Genomic DNA, 16,315 nt, shown 5'->3' with positions numbered 1-16,315 from the left:
GTGCACAACAAGCGGCTTTATCATCTCTTATACAATTTTCTAGTCATAATGGTGAAGATTCTACAGCCACATCCTCAACACCCTCACCAGTTATTGACTCTCATTAAGTCTCGTTTATCATGAGTGGCATGAAAAAAAAAACCTCCTAGCCACTTTCCGTTCTTGTTATAGGAAAGGTCATCTAGGAGGTTTTTGGTGTGGAAAATTGTGAATGGCTCAGATTAAAGATTGATATATCTTATTTCATTTACAGAGCTCCCTCTAAGTCAAACCAGTATTCAGATAAGGCCACTAATCCCTTGTCAAAGTTTTCTAGATGAAAATGTTCATTGGGTGCGTGGAAGTTTTCTTCAGGTAGCCCAAATCCCATGAGGACAACGGGTAGTTGTAGAAGCTGAGAAAACGTTTCTACAACGGGTATCGAGCCACCCATACGTGTAAAGGAAGGCCTAGCACCGTATGCTTTCTCGTACGCTTTGGCTGCCGCTTGGATCGCTGGATGGTCTGGCGGTGTAAGGTAAGGCTTCCCTTGGTCAAATAACGATGTTTCAACTGTTACGCCAGGTGGTGTATGTTCCTTAATATGGGCCTGAATAAGGTCGGCAATGTCCTGTGGGTCCTGGTGCGGCACAAGCCGACATGTGATTTTGGCATGAGCCTCTGAAGGGAGGACTGTTTTAATCCCTTCTCCTTGGAAGCCGCCATATATTCCATTGATTTCTAGTGTAGGTCGTACCCAAGTGCGCTCAAGGGTCGTATACCCTTTTTCACCATATAAAGACGGTACGCCTAAGGCATCCTTCATTTGTGCTTCATTGTGCTCTAACGCATCATATGAAGCTTTTTCTTCGGGGGACATATCCGCTACCTTATCATAAAATCCCTTCACCAAAATTCTGCCTTCCGCATCTCTCATGGAGTCTAAAAGGGAAACAAGGGCGTGAATCGGATTCTGAACAGCACCGCCATATAAGCCAGAATGGAGGTCACCCTTAGGCCCTTTGACATCGATTTGGAGACCACATAACCCTCTTAATCCGATACAAATGGCTGGTTTGCCTTTTTCATACATAGGGGTATCAGAAATGACTAAGGCATCGGCAGACAGAAGGTCCTTGTGCTTTTCGACGAATGCATCTAAGTTGGGGCTTCCGATCTCTTCTTCACCTTCAATACAGAACTTAATATTGAGGGGGAGTTCACCTTTGGTGTTCATAATAGCCTCTAGCGCTTTGATGTGCATAAACGTTTGTCCTTTATCATCACTAGCGCCTCTAGCGTATATTTTGTTGTCCCGTATGTTCGCTTCAAAAGGGGGCGTTTCCCATAATTCTAGAGGGTCAACCGGCTGCACATCGTAATGACCGTATATGAGAACGGTTGGCTTCCCTTCAGCTTTCAGCCAGTCACCGTATACAACGGGGTGTCCACCAGTGTCCATGATTTGGACATGCTCCATCCCGATGTTCTTAAGTGATTCAGCTGTCCACTCCGCCGCTTGAGCCACATCATCACGATGTTCAGATAGAGCGCTGACGGATGGGATGGCTAAATAATCGCTTAGCTCCTTTAAATGTTGGTCTCTGTGCTCAGTTAAGTATTGTTGTATTTCACTCATGCATAACCACATCCTCATCTCAAGGTATATTCATTAGTCATAGTGTACCTCATTTGTGACTATTTCGAAACACGAATAGTATAATAATTAATAATGATGAACAATTCTGTCATTTATGTTTCGTAAATTGACCTACTTTTTTATAATAGAGAGAGAGGAGGAGATGTGTGATGAGGGTAGGTGTGATTCAAGCGGCTACACAATTGGGAAAGCCTGCAGAAAATAGAAAAAGGTTGGCACAGTATGCAACTCAGGCCATCGACAATCATGTGAATGTTCTCGTTCTACCAGAAACTTGGAATGTGGGATTCATTCCCCAAAATGTACGCGAGCTGGTACAGCATGTAGACCAAAGTGATGATATACAATGGATGAAAGATTTAGCGAAGACACAAGGTATATATGTCGTCGGGGGTTCTATTGCGGTGCGTGAAGGAGAGGACATTTATAATCGTTGTTATGTCTTTAATCCAATGGGAGAGGTCATTCATCAGTATGATAAAGTGCATTTGTTTTCTCCTGGTCAGGAAGCAACGTATTTTACATCGGGGACGTCTCAAGGGAACTTTGAAATAGAAGGTGTGCTTTGTACAGTACAGATTTGTTATGATATAAGATTTCCAGAAGGCATAAGAGGGCAGGCGATTAAAGGTGCTAAAATACTTTTTACGCCTGCTCAGTGGCCACACCCTAGAAGCTTGCATTGGCGTACGTTGAACCAGGCTCGGGCGATAGAGAATCAAATGTTTGTGGTGTCCGCTAATGGATGTGGTGTAGCTAATAAGATTGAATCATGCGGTGATTCAGCGATTTACGACCCTGTAGGCAACGTACTTGCTACAGCTGAAAATCGTGAAACCTTACTCGTGGGAGACCTTGACCTTGCTCAAGTGGATGATGTGCGGTCTAGGATTCCCGTTTTCAAAGATCGACAGGTACAGACATACGGTTAATGCACTTTAGGCGATATTATTGCATCCCGGCTGTATGTGAGCTATTAAACGAGTAACACAAAGCGAATGTATGACAAAAAACGTCCACGGTAGTGCCCTACCTGGACGTTTTTATTTACAGCACGTCTTCTTTACTCCAATTTCCGCCTCCTAGCCACAAGGTAGGCTTACCCGTTGGTCCTTCAAATAAGTGAAAAGCAACCATATCATTATCTAAGCATACCTTTAAGCTAGGGGCATTATCCATAGCCACACGACCGTAGATTTTCCCCATACTAGACACCACTTCTTTGACCATTTGCTTGGCGACATGCTGGTTACGGTATTGCCTATGCACGACGATAAAAGATTCCATCATACCATAGTCCACTGCAATAAGTACACCGACCACTTTATTCTGATCGAGGGCACACATAAGCACGGTTCCATCTTGAGCAACTTGGGCTGCGTTTGTTTGGCGTACCCACTGTATGGCTTCCCTAGTAATCCTTTTATCGCCATGTCTTTTTATAAAATCAACAATTTTCTTTTTGTACTTTTCTACTTGATGCCCAGTAAGATTACGAACAATCATACAATCATATTCACCTCTTTATCCCAAACGTCTTGTATTGAGCATAGCCAATAATATTCTTGAGTGACTGGCTCCTGATGGTTGGTTCATCAAATTTCATCGGCTTAGAGTTAGCTTCAAAAAACCATAGGTGACTATCCGTATCCAACCCTATGTCCATCGACATTTCACCGAGATATGAATATTCCCCTTCTAGCGCTTTAGCAATGGTGATGGCTAATGTTTTCAGTTTTTTGCTAATCATACTAGCTTGAGAGGTAGGGTATAGTTGGTTTAGGACGTGTGTCGGGTTTTCAATTCTCCCCCCACGAGGCACGTGGGTGGTAATTCTGTCTACTCCGGCAACGCGCGTCCCTATTCCGGTCACTTCCCATTGACCGGTGTTATTTTTTTGTAATAGTACACGGAAGTCAAAGGGACAGTGTTTAATTTGGTGAAGGTTTATGGCTTGTTGAATGAGATAAGGTGATTTGTACTTGTTAGTCTGAAACCAACGCCATACTTGATCAAATTGCCTTGTTTTGAGTATTTTTGGTGTATCACCCTTTTGGGAGTTAATCGTATAGACCTGTTGTTCTTTGTTATAAGCCACTTTTATAATACCGGCGCCAGCTTTACCCTTTGTTGGTTTTAAATAAACGGATTTGTGTTTATTAAGCATATCTAGTAGAGAGTTTTTAGATTGAAGTTGTTTGGTATCCGGTAGGTATGGCCGAATGCTTTCCTCATTCTGTAATAATGTGAATAGCTCTTGTTTGTTGAAGAAATGCGGGTTGAAAAGGGTCACACCTTGCGCCGATTTAAGCCTAGTTATGCAGCTTTGGACTTTAGTTAATGCTTCGCTTTTTCGGGTGGGGACACGATTATATACAACGTTAGGGAGTGGAAAAAGTGCCCTCTTCCACGTGCGCTTCTTAAAGTCATACATAGAACCGTGTATACTATTATTTTCCCAATGGACGTCATCAGGGGTGAATACAAAGACAATAGCCCCATGTTGTTTTCCTGTACGGCTAAGATCGATAAAATTTTTCTTATTTCCGGCAAAAGGGCTTTTTCCTCCTTTTGTTGTAAGAATGCCAAGCAAAGGGCCCAGGTAATAATAACTGGACCGCTTTTCTATCCTGGCACTCATAGGGAGGCTGGAAGTGGCCTTCGGTGGGCTCGAGGTACGCATAAGATTCATCGGAACTGGAGAAGCACCCCAGTAAACTTTTCTCCTGTTGAGACTCTGTCGACTACTGAAAGACCATTTATTACTGTACTGATCATAGTAAATGTTGGTACGCTTTCTCATGAGGATATCACTTCCTTCTGAGTAAACCCGAATCCGCTTAGGTACAAGGCGTATTCTAGTATTCCTTTGCGTGTTAATAGTTCACTTTCTCTCATACTGGGGTGAGCGAAAACATGGCGCCCAGGTTGCGAATTGGCTTCAAACATCCATGGGCGGCCCTGCTGATCAATACCTATATCAAACCCAATGTCCCCGACATAACCGGACACACTTTCTTCAATGGCATTAGCTAAGAGGATGACCGCTTCCTTCATATTTTCATAGACTTTCTCGTACTGCTTATTTGAGAAAAAGCTTCGTATAACAGTGTCAAAGGAAAGAACGTTTCCACCCGTACGCATGTGAGTTGTTACGCTTCCTTTTCCAGACATTTTTGCTGCTGCTCCAGTCATTTTCCACTGACCATGGACGTCCTTATTAGCATGGACTCGAAAATCAATGGTACGCCCTTCATAATGAATAAGGCGAATGCCCTGCTGGGCGATATACTTGCGTAAGGATTTCCCCTTGAACATGCCTTTAATCAGTGATTGTAGAGAGGGATAGAGCCTTGTATGATTACGCCCCTGTTTGTTAAAGCGACAAATCACGCCCTTAGGCTGTTGGATGAGCTGCACGATACCTAATCCAAGGTAACCTTCTGCCGGTTTGAGGTAGACCATTTTGTATTTTTGTAGAAGGTATTTAAGGGTGGTTAAATCAGGATTAATCACACTCTCAGGTACATATTGCTTAACGTCTGCACGTTCATGAATGAGTTGATGTATTTCCCATTTGTTAAAAGTTGATGGATTGAACACTTTTGACCCTTTTTGTTCCAATCGTCGTTTGCCCTTATGCACAAAACGCATTTTCTCTCCCTGTCTAAAGATACGGTTATAGACGGCTGTAGGATAAGGAACAACATGCCTAGACCAGAAGAGTTTACCGTCCTGTTTCCGTAAAAAATACCCGACCACTCGATCATCACTTATGATGTCGGCTGGAGAGAAGATGAAAAAGGAAGCAGGGATGTTTTTTTGGGTCAGAATGTATTTCGTATAAAACCCTGTACGTTGCCCTACAGGATGAGTACGATGCGGTCTAACTCCTGTCGTCATTATGCCGACAAGAGGACCGATTAATAAGCGCTTATCCTTCGCCTGCACGTGCATTTTGTGTGGAAAAGGGATATTTAGCTTTTGCCACACATTTGATGAGAAAGCCACAACACCCTTATCTTTAACAGGCACGATAGTCGCTTTTGTTTTTTCCAGGCCATAATGAATCGTAATAAAAGCATTCTTTTCAAAAGAGGAGGCAATCTCAGGGCATAAAAAAACCTTATTGTTTGAGCTAGGATGCTGTTTAACTGTGACAATCTTAGGTTCCATTTACCTAACGACCTCCAGACTTAGAAACCACATGATTGGCGTACTTTACCGGTGTAATGATGGCAGAGATAAAGGCACGCTTGTTGTGTGCAATATGAAAAGATCTTCTTCCTGGTTTAGAATTTAATTCAATGATCCACACGTTACCGTTACGGTCCACACCTATATCAACACCAAGTTCAACAAGCGGACCGTGTCGCTCTTCCAATTTCGGTGGTAAGTGTGTAAGGATCGTTTCAATGTCACTATTGATTTTTTCGTATTGTTCAGTTGTGTAGTATTGACGTAAGAAACGACTGGCGTCTACAGCGGTACCCCCACCATCAATATTAGATGTTAATGTGTCTTTTTTACCTACTCTGGCCGCACGCCCTGATTCAACCCATTGACCTTTTTGTCCTTTCTGTAAAAGGATACGGATATCAAATGGATGACCGTCAGGACTACTGAGATCTAAGTAGGGTTGCACGACGTAAACGCGGCGTCTGATAAAACGACTGACCCACAATTTGGCCGTATTTAAGTTGGAAAAGTTTTTATAAAAAACTTGATTCTTGCTACTGCGACCGTGAATGTGAAAACCTTTTTCATCACTTGTCAGTTTGAATGCGCCTTTACCATGACTACCTGAAGCAGGTTTGAAAAATAGACAACGATAGCGCTGTAATTGCTCTCTTAAATTGTAGTGATCCGAATAACGGACTGTCTCCGGGAGAAAAGGGGTAATGGAATCTATATTTTTAAGCATGTTATGGACGTGCCATTTACCTGGCAATCCTTTGCCTAACAAACGACATCCTAACTGACGTTGTAATCGTTGAATAGCTGCATGGTATGTGGGGATTTGCTTGCGGTTAGAATACTGTATCCTATCATAAAGCACGTCAGGAACAGGATAATACCCTTTAACCCATTGATGACGCTTGGTGTGGTAACGGTATCCCATCACTAGCTTCTGCCCCCACAGGACCGTTTTGGGGGAGAAGACAGTGACATCAATGCCGACCTTAAGTGCATATAACGTGATCAACTTAAAGAAGTATTTTTCCGTAAACGGTGGATACGATGAGTGATATCGAACCATAATGCCCAAATGTGTTTTACTCATTGTTGACACCTCATTTTGCTGAGTGATTCATCAAATATTGGGTATAATCGAGTAATCGGTGTACTGACGGACGCCCTTTTGCAGTTGAAGATGGCACTGTATCATCCGTTTTTGATGGTTTAGAGTTAATTTCGAGTAGATAAACATGCCCACTACGGCTGACCCCTAAATCAACCCCCAACTCACCGAACTGATTATTATACTGATCTTCTATGGCTTCACAAGATTTTTTAGCGACGTGAAGAAGCTTTGAGCGTAAAGTTTTTGGATCTTTGAAACCACAATATCGGAGCGCTTTTGTCACTCTGCATATTTCTCCACCACGGGCAATGTTTGATACGAATCGGTTAGCGGGTCCGACTCTGGCAACCATAGAAGTGGTGCTCCATTTTCCGGAACCATTTTTCTGCATAAGCGCACGGAAATCTATGGTGCGCCCCTGGATTTGAATTAATGGTATACCTTGCTGAACGATATATCTTTTGGGGTTCACTCTTCTGCTTAAGTAGTTATAGAGTTGGCTCAACTTGTTAAACTGTTTAAAAATTTGACCATTTTTAGTGGTGTAGTGCGAAGCAAACCCGAATGGTGTACGATTGATGCGATAGATGCCATTTCCGAGTGAACCATTCACTGGTTTAACAAAAACGGCTGGGTACTGCTCTACAAACGTTTTTAATGCGAGAGGTCCAAACACCTGTGTTTTTGGTAGGTGGTTCTGAAGCTTTCGATCACTTAGTTTTTCATACACTTCCCATTTATTAAGGAATGTGGCGTTAAATAGTTGTACTTGACGATGAGACAGCTTTTCTTTAAGGTCTGTAAATTGATTAGAACGCTCTACCCTGCGAGTGCCAATACGATTGTATACAACATGAGGATAAGGACATGTTATTTCACACCATTTATTTTTGTAAAAGGTCCAACCTGTGACATTTCGCTCCCCTTTTAATAACTGCTCGACTGAAATCACGTAGGCAAGGATATGCCGACTTCTTGCATACACGATCACTTCTTGGAAAAATTTATTCAGCTTGCCATAGGGTGGGTTGTTTTTAGAAATTGTGCTGACAAGTATAGCAAGTACAGGTCCGATTTTTAATTGCTGAGTTTGTTGGGTGTATCCTATCTTCACTCGACTCTCATCAGGGATCCCTAGCGCATTAGCAAGTTGTTGATCCATGCTAATTTGACTACTTTTTGATGAAGTGGAACAACAAGTGATTTTTTGTTGATCTCCTGCTATATTGAGAGATATAGGCTGATCAGAAGGGATGCTTAACTTTTTTAGAATGGTTTGAGGAATCTGTAGAGTCGGAAAACGTTCTAACTTATTTGGGGTATGCGTGATCGTTATATTCATTTCACTCATAGGCTTCTTCCCCTCTAGGTTAAGTCGATACTATAGATTATGAAAGGTGCACACACTAGGTGAAACTTTGACAAAGGATGGGCTTTATATGGAAATATTGTACGTTTTCATTAGTATCATGGTAGGAGCGTTCATCGGCGGGATGACGAACGTCGTTGCCATACGTATGCTTTTTAGACCGTATGAACCCATACATATTGGGCGCTTTAGACTACCATTTACCCCGGGGGTTATCCCGAGTAGACATAAACAGATTGCACATCAACTAGGTCAATTAGTAGAAGAACAGCTACTGACTGAAGATACGATAAAAGAAACGATACGCTCAGAAACCTTCCAGCGTGAAGTTGAACAGTGGTTACATAACCAAGTCACGCGTTTAACACAGAGTGAACGATCGTTACGCGAACTAGTGGTTAAACAATCATCAGGTCCAGCGGCAAATGGTGAGGATATATTAGATGAAGCGTTAAATGAACTTAAGAGTATGGTAGATAGGAAAGCCATTCAAAAGTTAGATAATTGGAGTGAGTTAACCGTTAGAGAATGTGTGGATCTTCTGCAGCTACCTTTAAAAGAAAAGAAAAAAGCTTGTTTAAAAGCCATGATGGCACACGCAGAGCACTTTCTTTTGTCTACGGAAGGAGAACGGTTTTTATCAAAGTCATTACAGGGCGTATTGAGCCAGCAGGGTGCGCTCGGGCATATGGTGTCTAGTTTTGTCCCCATGGATCGGATTTCGGAAAAGCTAAGGACCACCGTAATAGAATGGCTACACCATCCTGACACAATGGCCCAAATCGAGGTGCAAACAGAGGCCGTTTTACAAGAGTGGCTGAACACCACATTAGGAGACCTTTTATTACAGGAGAAAAAGGCAGATATTCGAGAGATGATCAAAAAGCAATTAGAACATAAGTGGCAGACCATAGCGAACGAACCATTGCATACCTTGTTACAATCATGGGAAGGGCAGCTCCACCGAATGGTACTGACACTGTATAAAGAAAATATCCCTATGTTTGAAAGGCATATCCTCAGTTTCATCAAGAAAAGTCAAATCAGTGACATGGTGGAGAAAAGGGTGTTGTCTTTTCCTCTCCCTAAAGTAGAAGCTCTCATACAAAAGTTGGCCCAAAAAGAATTGTCTAGAGTGACCTTATTTGGTGCCATACTCGGCGGAGGGATTGGTTTTGTTCAGTCCATAATGCTATTATTTTTACTTGTTTAAGCACTAGAATGGTGAGGAGACAATATGCTGTATCAATGAATCGTGTGATAAAGGAGAGATACGATGGCGGAGTATTATTTTGCTTACGGATCTTGTATGGATGAAGTTGATTTCAGACGCACGGTGCCAGAATTTCGGACATTAGGGGGCGCTATTTTAAAAGATTATCGTCTCGTGTTCAGTATGTATGGAGAAAGTCGTGCAGGGGGCGTCGCCGACGTGATTCCTAGTTCAGGTCATGAGGTCCAAGGCGTCCTATATAAATTTCCTAAAAAGCATTTACCGGATCTAGATAAACGTGAAGGCGTGGATTCTGGTGCCTATGAGCGGATTGAAGTTGATGTGCTGCTTCGTCATAAATCGATTCGGGCGTACACCTACCAGGTCGTCAATAAAGCAAAAAGTGAGATCGCCCCTTCACCATATTATCTCGGTCTCATGGTCAATGGGATGACTAAATACTGTTCACCAACTTATCGGAAACATTTTATTGAGAGAGTAAAAGAAGAGCTAGATGTTGAAGCTGACCATCCACTGACGAAAAGAGCGGATTTTCAAAAGGAGAACGAGGCAGGAGAAGTGAATAAAAAAGGGCATAAAAAGTAAACAAAAGTGTCGCATAAGACATGTAAAAAAGGTTCGCGTCAACTGCGAACCTTTTTTGTCTCTCATTATTTGAAATACTCGTTCCACCTTTGATCAACAAGCTTAACCGTGTCTTCATCTGCAAAAAGTTCTTTTGGATACATGGGCTTCATACGTGCATCAATGATAATAGGACCTCTATAAGCGATCTTATTCCGTACGATGTCTGCGTCTGCGTAGAGGTCACTAGCGGGATCAAAACGTGTAAAGGTGGTCCATAGGAAGGAGGTTTGAGTTCTAACGACTTCCTCTGCATTATCAACAATGAAGACCACAGGCCAAGGCTCTAAGGCTTTTTGGCCTCGCTCAACAAGTTGCTCGGGTAAGTTTGGATTTTTGTCAAAAGAGTCTCCTGAAACGACGAGACACCCTCCACAATAGACTTTCACATCATTGAGGCCATTGATATGACCCCCTTCATACGTTCTAGGAAGGTCTCTAACAGGATCACCTAAACCAGTCATTATGGCTTTACTACCGCGGTTAATCTTACCTCTGGCAGTGTAATCTAAAGTGTCCATGGACGTGTCATTGACGATCAACAAGTCTCGAGAAGGCTGAAAGCGCGCTAATATGTTTTCAAAGAAAGCAGGAAAGTGAGCTAAATCGACGTCAACATCACTGACCATAAGGAATTTCGTTAAAGTGAGTTGTCCTTCCCCCATAATACGGAAAGCATGAGCCATCGCTTCCTTATAATAACTTTCTCGCACAACAGCTCCCGCCAGTGAATGGAAGCCTGTTTCACCGTATGTCCATAAACGCTTTACCCCCGGCATGACGACAGGGAACAAAGGAGAAAGCACATCTTGTAAGTACTCTCCGATATAGTAATCTTCTTGTCTAGGCTTTCCAACCACTGTAGCGGGGTAAATGGCATCTTTTCTGTGCCATACTTTTTCGATGTTAAACACAGGGAAATCATGTGTCAGAGAATAGTAACCATAATGATCACCAAAAGGACCTTCAGGTCGTCTCACATGTGGTGGAACATGTCCACTAAAGGCAAACTCCGCTTCTGCCACTAGCGCATGTGCCGCTTCTTCTGGCTGATGTAAACCTAGTTTTTCGCCTAATAGTAGAGAGGCGAAGACGAGCTCTGGCACCATTTCAGGTAACGGTGCAATGGCGGACGTAATTAAGGCTGGCGGTCCACCAAGGAACAAGGTTACAGGAAGTTTTTTATTCACCTCTTCCGCTTCATGATGATGAAAGCCGCCCCCTTTGTGAATTTGCCAGTGCATTCCCGTTTGCTGGGCTTCGTATAATTGAATCCGATACATTCCCAAGTTATGTTCCTTTGTCGCGGGCGACTCTGTATATACCAAAGGTAAGGTGATGAACGGTCCGCCATCTTCTGGCCAACTGGTGAGGGCCGGTAGAGATGTCATATCAAACGAAGGATTGTATACCTCCGTCACGGGCGCTTTTTGCACCGTTTTTGTTCCTGTGCGCATGACATCTAACAATAATTGACGTTCCTCCCACAATGCTTTTGGTTTGGGGGGCATCAGCTTGTCCAAGGCTCCAACGAGGCCTTTGACGATCTCTTCAGGCTTTGGGCCAAAAGCCATTTCTACCCTTTGTTTTGTACCAAAGAGGTTCGTTACAACGGGGAATGTACTTCCCTTCACATTTTTAAAAAAGAGGACAGGACCTTCTTCATCGATGACACGACGGTGAATTTCTGCTATCTCAAGGTGAGGATCAACTTCTGCTTCAATCTCAACCACTTGTTTTTCTTTTCTTAGAACGTCGATAAACTCACGTAGATTTTTATACATAGGGCACCTCAACGTTTCGTGATTTTTTCTTCAATATAAATGTACTATAATAAAAAGAAAAGGCAAAGAAAAACATGGTTCCTGTAAAGGACCCTCTTTCTAAAAGGAGTAAAATAATGAAACCCGTATACAAGCTATTAACCGAATTATCGTCCAAGAAACTGATTTCGTCTATAACGGGAAAGTTTGCTAAGTCTAAGCTCAGTCGTTCCTTTATTCAATCCTTCGCTCAGACGTATCAAATTAATATAGATGAGGCAGAAAAAAGGTTAGAAGAATACCCCACCCTGAACGCCTTCTTTACCCGACGCCTTAAAGAGGGGGCTCGTGCGATAGATGAGAGGGAAAACACCTTGGTGAGTCCGGTTGATGCGCGGATTACTGGCGTGGGACAAGTGCAGAAAGGGACCATATTAGATATTAAAGGCCAAAGCTACACGATTGCCGAAATGCTACAGGACGACGTGGAGGCCGCTAAGTATCAACAAGGCACATACATCGTTTTGTATCTGAGTCCAACAGATTATCATCGCATTCATGCTCCCTTAGATGGCGCTGTTATGCGTCACGTCCATTTAAAGGGGAAAGTCTATCCCGTCAATGATTTTGGGTTAACGCATATGCCTCGTGTATTGAGTCGTAATGAACGTCTCATCACATATATGAAGCGTGACCAGTTAGAACTGGCAGTCGTTAAAGTAGGGGCAATGAATGTATCAAGCATTCAGTTGAGTGACCAGTTACAAACCACGACTGTTAAAAAGGGTGACGAGCTCGCCTATTTTGAATTTGGATCTACCGTTGTTTTGCTCATCCAAGAAGGTGCTTTTGTTATGAACAAAGGACTCGAAGAGGGGAATAAAGTCCATATGGGAGAGGCCATCGGATCGATACGCTATAAGTAAAAACATGTATCATCATAGCCGCTTTCTTCCTTTAACGTCGGTGTATTTACTATAGACCATATGTTAACCTAAAATAAATGAAGGTTGATATATGGTTTTGCTCGCAGTATAATAAGTAAAGCCCTACATATCATATCTTTTATGCTTTTATTTTTCTGATTACGATTGAGAGGAGTGTCAATGTTGAAGCAGAATGAATCTAGAACAAGATTGAAGTACATGATGTATGTATCACTCATGGCCGCATTAGTTGCTGTAATGGGATTTGTTCCGCCAATACCTGTTCCGTGGTTTCCCGCACCTATAATATTGCAAACATTAGGTGTGATGCTAGCCGGTGTGTTATTGGGTGCTCGGTTGGGGGCGCTCAGTATCATAGTCTTCCTCACACTTGTGGCCATCGGTGCGGTGCCCTTATCGGGTGGAAACACGGGAATATCCGTATTCGCTGGACATACAGGGGGATATCTCCTAAGCTGGCCATTGGCAGCGTTCATCATTGGGTATATTGTGGAAAGGAATTGGCAGTCGATCAATGCGTGGAAGGTCGCACTGGCAAACGTTTTAGGTGGTATGTTGCTCATGTATCTTATGGGTAGCCTATTCTTGAATGTCGTCTATCAGATGCCTTTCTTAGAGATGCTCATCGGTAATGCGATCTTTATACCTGGAGACACAGTGAAAGTGATCGTAGCCACATCGGTCGCGATGCGCATGTACAAGGTTAAGCCCCTCATACAGACACCACGGCCTCGACATCAACAAGAAGACAATATAAAATGGGATGAACCTGCTTAAAATAATGGTACAGGAACCTAGCATTAATGGATAATCAATCAAGCTTGACCATTCACACGGAATGGCAGGCTTTTTTGTTTTACATCGAATGAATTTGATTCATTCACGTGTGTGCTACGGCTTTTTTTGGGGAACATTAAGACAGAATCTGTTAGTAAAACGGTACACAAAAGGAGTGTATAGGATGGATGCCAGCTTATTACTTCAGTACGGATGGGTCCTGCTTATCTTAATTTTACTCGAGGGCATTTTAGCAGCAGATAACGCTTTGGTGATGGCTATTATGGTCAAGCATCTACCTGAGAAAAAGAGGAAAAGAGCACTCTTCTATGGGTTGGCCGGTGCGTTTATCTTTCGCTTTGGTGCGTTATTCGCCATTTCCTTAATTGTAGACATGTGGCAAGTTCAAGCGGTAGGTGCGATTTATCTCATATTCTTATCCATTCATCACTTGGTCCATAAATACATATTGAAGGATGATAAAGATAAGAAAGACAGTAAAGAAGAAACGGGCTCAGGTTTCTGGGCAACAGTCCTAAAAGTTGAAATAGCGGATATCGCTTTTGCCGTAGACTCCATCCTGGCTGCTGTAGCATTATCGATGACGTTACCGGCAACGGACTTACCCTCGATCGGGGGGATGGATGGTGGACGCTTTATCGTTGTGCTTTCAGGTGGCTTAATTGGGGTTATCATCATGCGTTTTGCCGCCACCTTCTTTGTCAAATTATTAAATAACAGGCCTGGACTAGAGACGGCCGCTTATTTAGTGGTTGGGTGGGTAGGTGTGAAACTGGCCATGTTAACCTTAGGCCACGAAGACATCGCCATTATCCCAGAGGAATTTGTTCATTCGACGACTTGGAAGGTGATTTTCTGGGTGGTCTTAGCTGCATTGTTTATCGGTGGTTATATATTGTCGAGTAGGAACAACGACAAAGAAACCCTAATAGATGATGAGGTCCATCGTGTTGAACATCGTATTGAAAAAACTGAAGAGTCCATGACTGAAGGGGATGACACGGGTCAAACTTATAACTGGAGAGACAACGAAAATAAAAACGATCAATGACAGTCACAGAGACAGATAAAACTGTTCAATTAAGTCAAAAAGTAGACCATAACCTTATCATGACCGTGGACGAGTGAAGAAATATAAGTTAAAGTAGTATTGAGATTAAGGGGAGAGATAACAATGAACCTAGAACAATTATTTAATATACAATGGGATCTCGATCAAAAAATTAGAGATACACATAACCTAGAAAATCAAATATTAACAGAACAAAAAATATTGGCTCTTCAAGTTGAATTAGGGGAGTTGGCCAATGAAACCCGATGTTTCAAATACTGGAGTACAAAAGCCCCGTCTGCTACAGACGTCATTCTAGAGGAGTACGTGGATGGTTTGCATTTTGTATTATCATTAGGCCTTGACTTCCATTATAACGAAGCTCATGAAGGACTCAGCAGCCTATTGGATGAGGATACATCTTCTTCATCCGCAGGTGATAAACAAGCCCAAACAGAAGCATTTGCTCGATTGTTTGACCATATCAGTGCATTTAGCCAAGACATTAATGAAGACCATTATGCCATGTTATTTCAGTCATACATGGACTTGGCGAAAGCACTAGGATTTAAATTCACACAGATCGAGGATGCTTATCTAGAGAAAAACAAGGTTAATCATGAGAGACAAGCTCAAGGATACTAGTATTAGTTAGGAATGTAAGTGGGTGAGGGGAGAGATGATGATGTCGACAGGACTCGCGCGCTTTTCCTCCGTTGTGGCACCATATCAGGAGGAAGGAGAAGAGTTCAAACGTTTTAGCTATACTTACCGCAAGGATGGCGTTGAGTACCATAATGTATACTTTTTTGACCGAAAAAAAGGGCCTTATAAAGTAACGGGTTTTCTTGTAGTGGACGGTGAGTATGAAGTTGTAAGTCGAGAGAAAGCGATAGAGATAAATGAAGGTTTTAATTTATATAATGATTTGTATCGTCGCTTTCAAGCGGAGTGGGGAGACGTTGTACAACAAGACATGCGGAAATACAACGGTTCGGTTGAGCATTTCGAACGGTTGTTAACGTGGTTGTCTGAACAGTCTTCTGAAGAAATAAACAACCTAGGAGAAAGTGCGGAACATATTATATCCTGGGTTCAGGAAGGCCAAGATACAGTTAGACAAGTACTCGAAGACCAAGATGTGTTTCTACAGTTAGATTTAGATGCTATCGCACTAGGAGAGAGGAAAAACAACCAAGGATATATTGATGATCAGATCTTAGAAGAAGTCAAAAGAATTCGCCGACACTTTGAGTATAAAGTGTTTCATCAGCTTGACATCCAGTTTGAAACGAAGGCGTCTAGAGAAAAATATATACACTGGGCAGATGAACATAAACCACCAAAAGAAATAAAGAAAAGTGTAAAGAAAGTGAAGAAGATCTTTAAGAGAATGAATAAGCTCGTCTCTAAGTTTGAAGAGCGCATGATAGAAAGGAAAAAAGATCCTTACAATGAAGAACGGCATCACCATTTGGTACAACAGTGGACGGCAAAACTCAGGAATTAACCAACAGAATGTCATAGCGAAAAAGGCGGCCTCGTGAAGAGGTCGCCTTTTAGTCGCTACTCTTGATTAGCTCCC

14 protein-coding genes and 1 pseudogene are annotated in these 16,315 nt (G+C 42.5%); 8 read left to right on the top strand and 7 right to left on the bottom strand.

Features of this window, described 5'->3' with window-relative positions; genetic code table 11:
• Positions 1-247: 247 nt before the first annotated feature.
• A complete protein-coding gene (locus JKM87_RS15980; protein WP_202081377.1) occupies positions 248-1,618 on the bottom strand; it encodes a dipeptidase in 1,371 nt (456 codons plus the stop codon).
• A 170-nt stretch (positions 1,619-1,788) separates the two neighbouring features.
• On the opposite strand from JKM87_RS15980, the gene JKM87_RS15975 reads away from it, so the two are divergent.
• The gene (locus tag JKM87_RS15975) at positions 1,789-2,571 is read left to right on the top strand and encodes a carbon-nitrogen family hydrolase (RefSeq protein WP_236838897.1); all 783 of its coding nucleotides are present in this window, start codon (positions 1,789-1,791) and stop codon (positions 2,569-2,571) included.
• 115 nt (positions 2,572-2,686) lie between these two features.
• On the opposite strand, the gene JKM87_RS15970 is transcribed toward JKM87_RS15975, so the two are convergent.
• The 5 genes from JKM87_RS15970 to JKM87_RS15950 are packed head-to-tail and all read right to left on the bottom strand — an operon-like array spanning position 2,687 to position 8,295.
• Positions 2,687-3,145 carry a GNAT family N-acetyltransferase gene (locus JKM87_RS15970; RefSeq protein ID WP_202081375.1) on the bottom strand — a complete coding sequence of 153 codons (459 nt, stop codon included), beginning with the start codon at positions 3,143-3,145 and terminating at the stop codon, positions 2,687-2,689.
• 10 nt (positions 3,146-3,155) lie between these two features.
• Positions 3,156-4,442 carry a YheC/YheD family endospore coat-associated protein gene (locus JKM87_RS15965; protein ID WP_202081374.1) on the bottom strand — a complete coding sequence of 429 codons (1,287 nt, stop codon included), beginning with the start codon at positions 4,440-4,442 and terminating at the stop codon, positions 3,156-3,158.
• A complete protein-coding gene (locus JKM87_RS15960; RefSeq protein WP_202081373.1) occupies positions 4,439-5,815 on the bottom strand; it encodes a YheC/YheD family endospore coat-associated protein in 1,377 nt (458 codons plus the stop codon). Before JKM87_RS15960 ends, JKM87_RS15965 begins: the two co-directional genes overlap by 4 nt.
• Positions 5,816-5,819: 4 nt before the next feature.
• A complete protein-coding gene (locus JKM87_RS15955) occupies positions 5,820-6,923 on the bottom strand; it encodes a YheC/YheD family endospore coat-associated protein (RefSeq protein ID WP_202081372.1) in 1,104 nt (367 codons plus the stop codon).
• Positions 6,924-6,933: 10 nt separating this feature from the next.
• Positions 6,934-8,295 carry a YheC/YheD family endospore coat-associated protein gene (locus tag JKM87_RS15950; protein WP_202081371.1) on the bottom strand — a complete coding sequence of 454 codons (1,362 nt, stop codon included), beginning with the start codon at positions 8,293-8,295 and terminating at the stop codon, positions 6,934-6,936.
• An 88-nt stretch (positions 8,296-8,383) separates the two neighbouring features.
• Between JKM87_RS15950 and JKM87_RS15945 the strand changes: the two genes are divergently transcribed.
• Positions 8,384-9,526, top strand: a complete 1,143-nt coding sequence (locus tag JKM87_RS15945) for a DUF445 family protein (protein ID WP_202081370.1) — start codon at positions 8,384-8,386, stop codon at positions 9,524-9,526.
• Positions 9,527-9,589: 63 nt separating this feature from the next.
• A complete protein-coding gene (locus JKM87_RS15940; protein ID WP_202081369.1) occupies positions 9,590-10,132 on the top strand; it encodes a gamma-glutamylcyclotransferase family protein in 543 nt (180 codons plus the stop codon).
• A gap of 65 nt (positions 10,133-10,197) precedes the next feature.
• On the opposite strand, the gene JKM87_RS15935 is transcribed toward JKM87_RS15940, so the two are convergent.
• Positions 10,198-11,955 carry a UbiD family decarboxylase gene (locus JKM87_RS15935; RefSeq protein WP_202081368.1) on the bottom strand — a complete coding sequence of 586 codons (1,758 nt, stop codon included), beginning with the start codon at positions 11,953-11,955 and terminating at the stop codon, positions 10,198-10,200.
• A 116-nt stretch (positions 11,956-12,071) separates the two neighbouring features.
• Here JKM87_RS15935 and asd point away from each other — a divergent pair, with 116 nt between their 5' ends.
• The 5 genes and pseudogenes from asd (at position 12,072) to JKM87_RS15910 (ending at position 16,240) form a co-directional block, all read left to right on the top strand.
• Positions 12,072-12,860: an archaetidylserine decarboxylase gene (gene asd / locus JKM87_RS15930; RefSeq protein WP_202081367.1), complete on the top strand. Its 789-nt coding sequence runs from the start codon at positions 12,072-12,074 to the stop codon at positions 12,858-12,860.
• Between the two features lie 183 nt (positions 12,861-13,043).
• The gene (locus JKM87_RS15925) at positions 13,044-13,658 is read left to right on the top strand and encodes a biotin transporter BioY (protein WP_202081366.1); all 615 of its coding nucleotides are present in this window, start codon (positions 13,044-13,046) and stop codon (positions 13,656-13,658) included.
• A gap of 184 nt (positions 13,659-13,842) precedes the next feature.
• Positions 13,843-14,619 (top strand): annotated as a pseudogene (locus tag JKM87_RS15920) (TerC family protein); the annotation flags it as partial.
• 234 nt (positions 14,620-14,853) lie between these two features.
• On the top strand, positions 14,854-15,375 hold the full coding sequence (locus JKM87_RS15915) for a dUTP diphosphatase (protein WP_202081364.1): 522 nt from the start codon (positions 14,854-14,856) through the stop codon (positions 15,373-15,375).
• A gap of 40 nt (positions 15,376-15,415) precedes the next feature.
• Complete coding sequence (locus tag JKM87_RS15910) at positions 15,416-16,240, top strand: hypothetical protein (RefSeq protein ID WP_202081363.1); 825 nt, start codon at positions 15,416-15,418, stop codon at positions 16,238-16,240.
• The last annotated feature ends 75 nt before the right edge of the window (positions 16,241-16,315 follow it).

The sequence above is a fragment of the Caldalkalibacillus salinus genome (assembly GCF_016745835.1).
GTDB lineage: Bacteria > Bacillota > Bacilli > Caldalkalibacillales > JCM-10596 > Caldalkalibacillus_A > Caldalkalibacillus_A salinus.
This window is presented reverse-complemented; position numbering and strand designations above follow the sequence as displayed.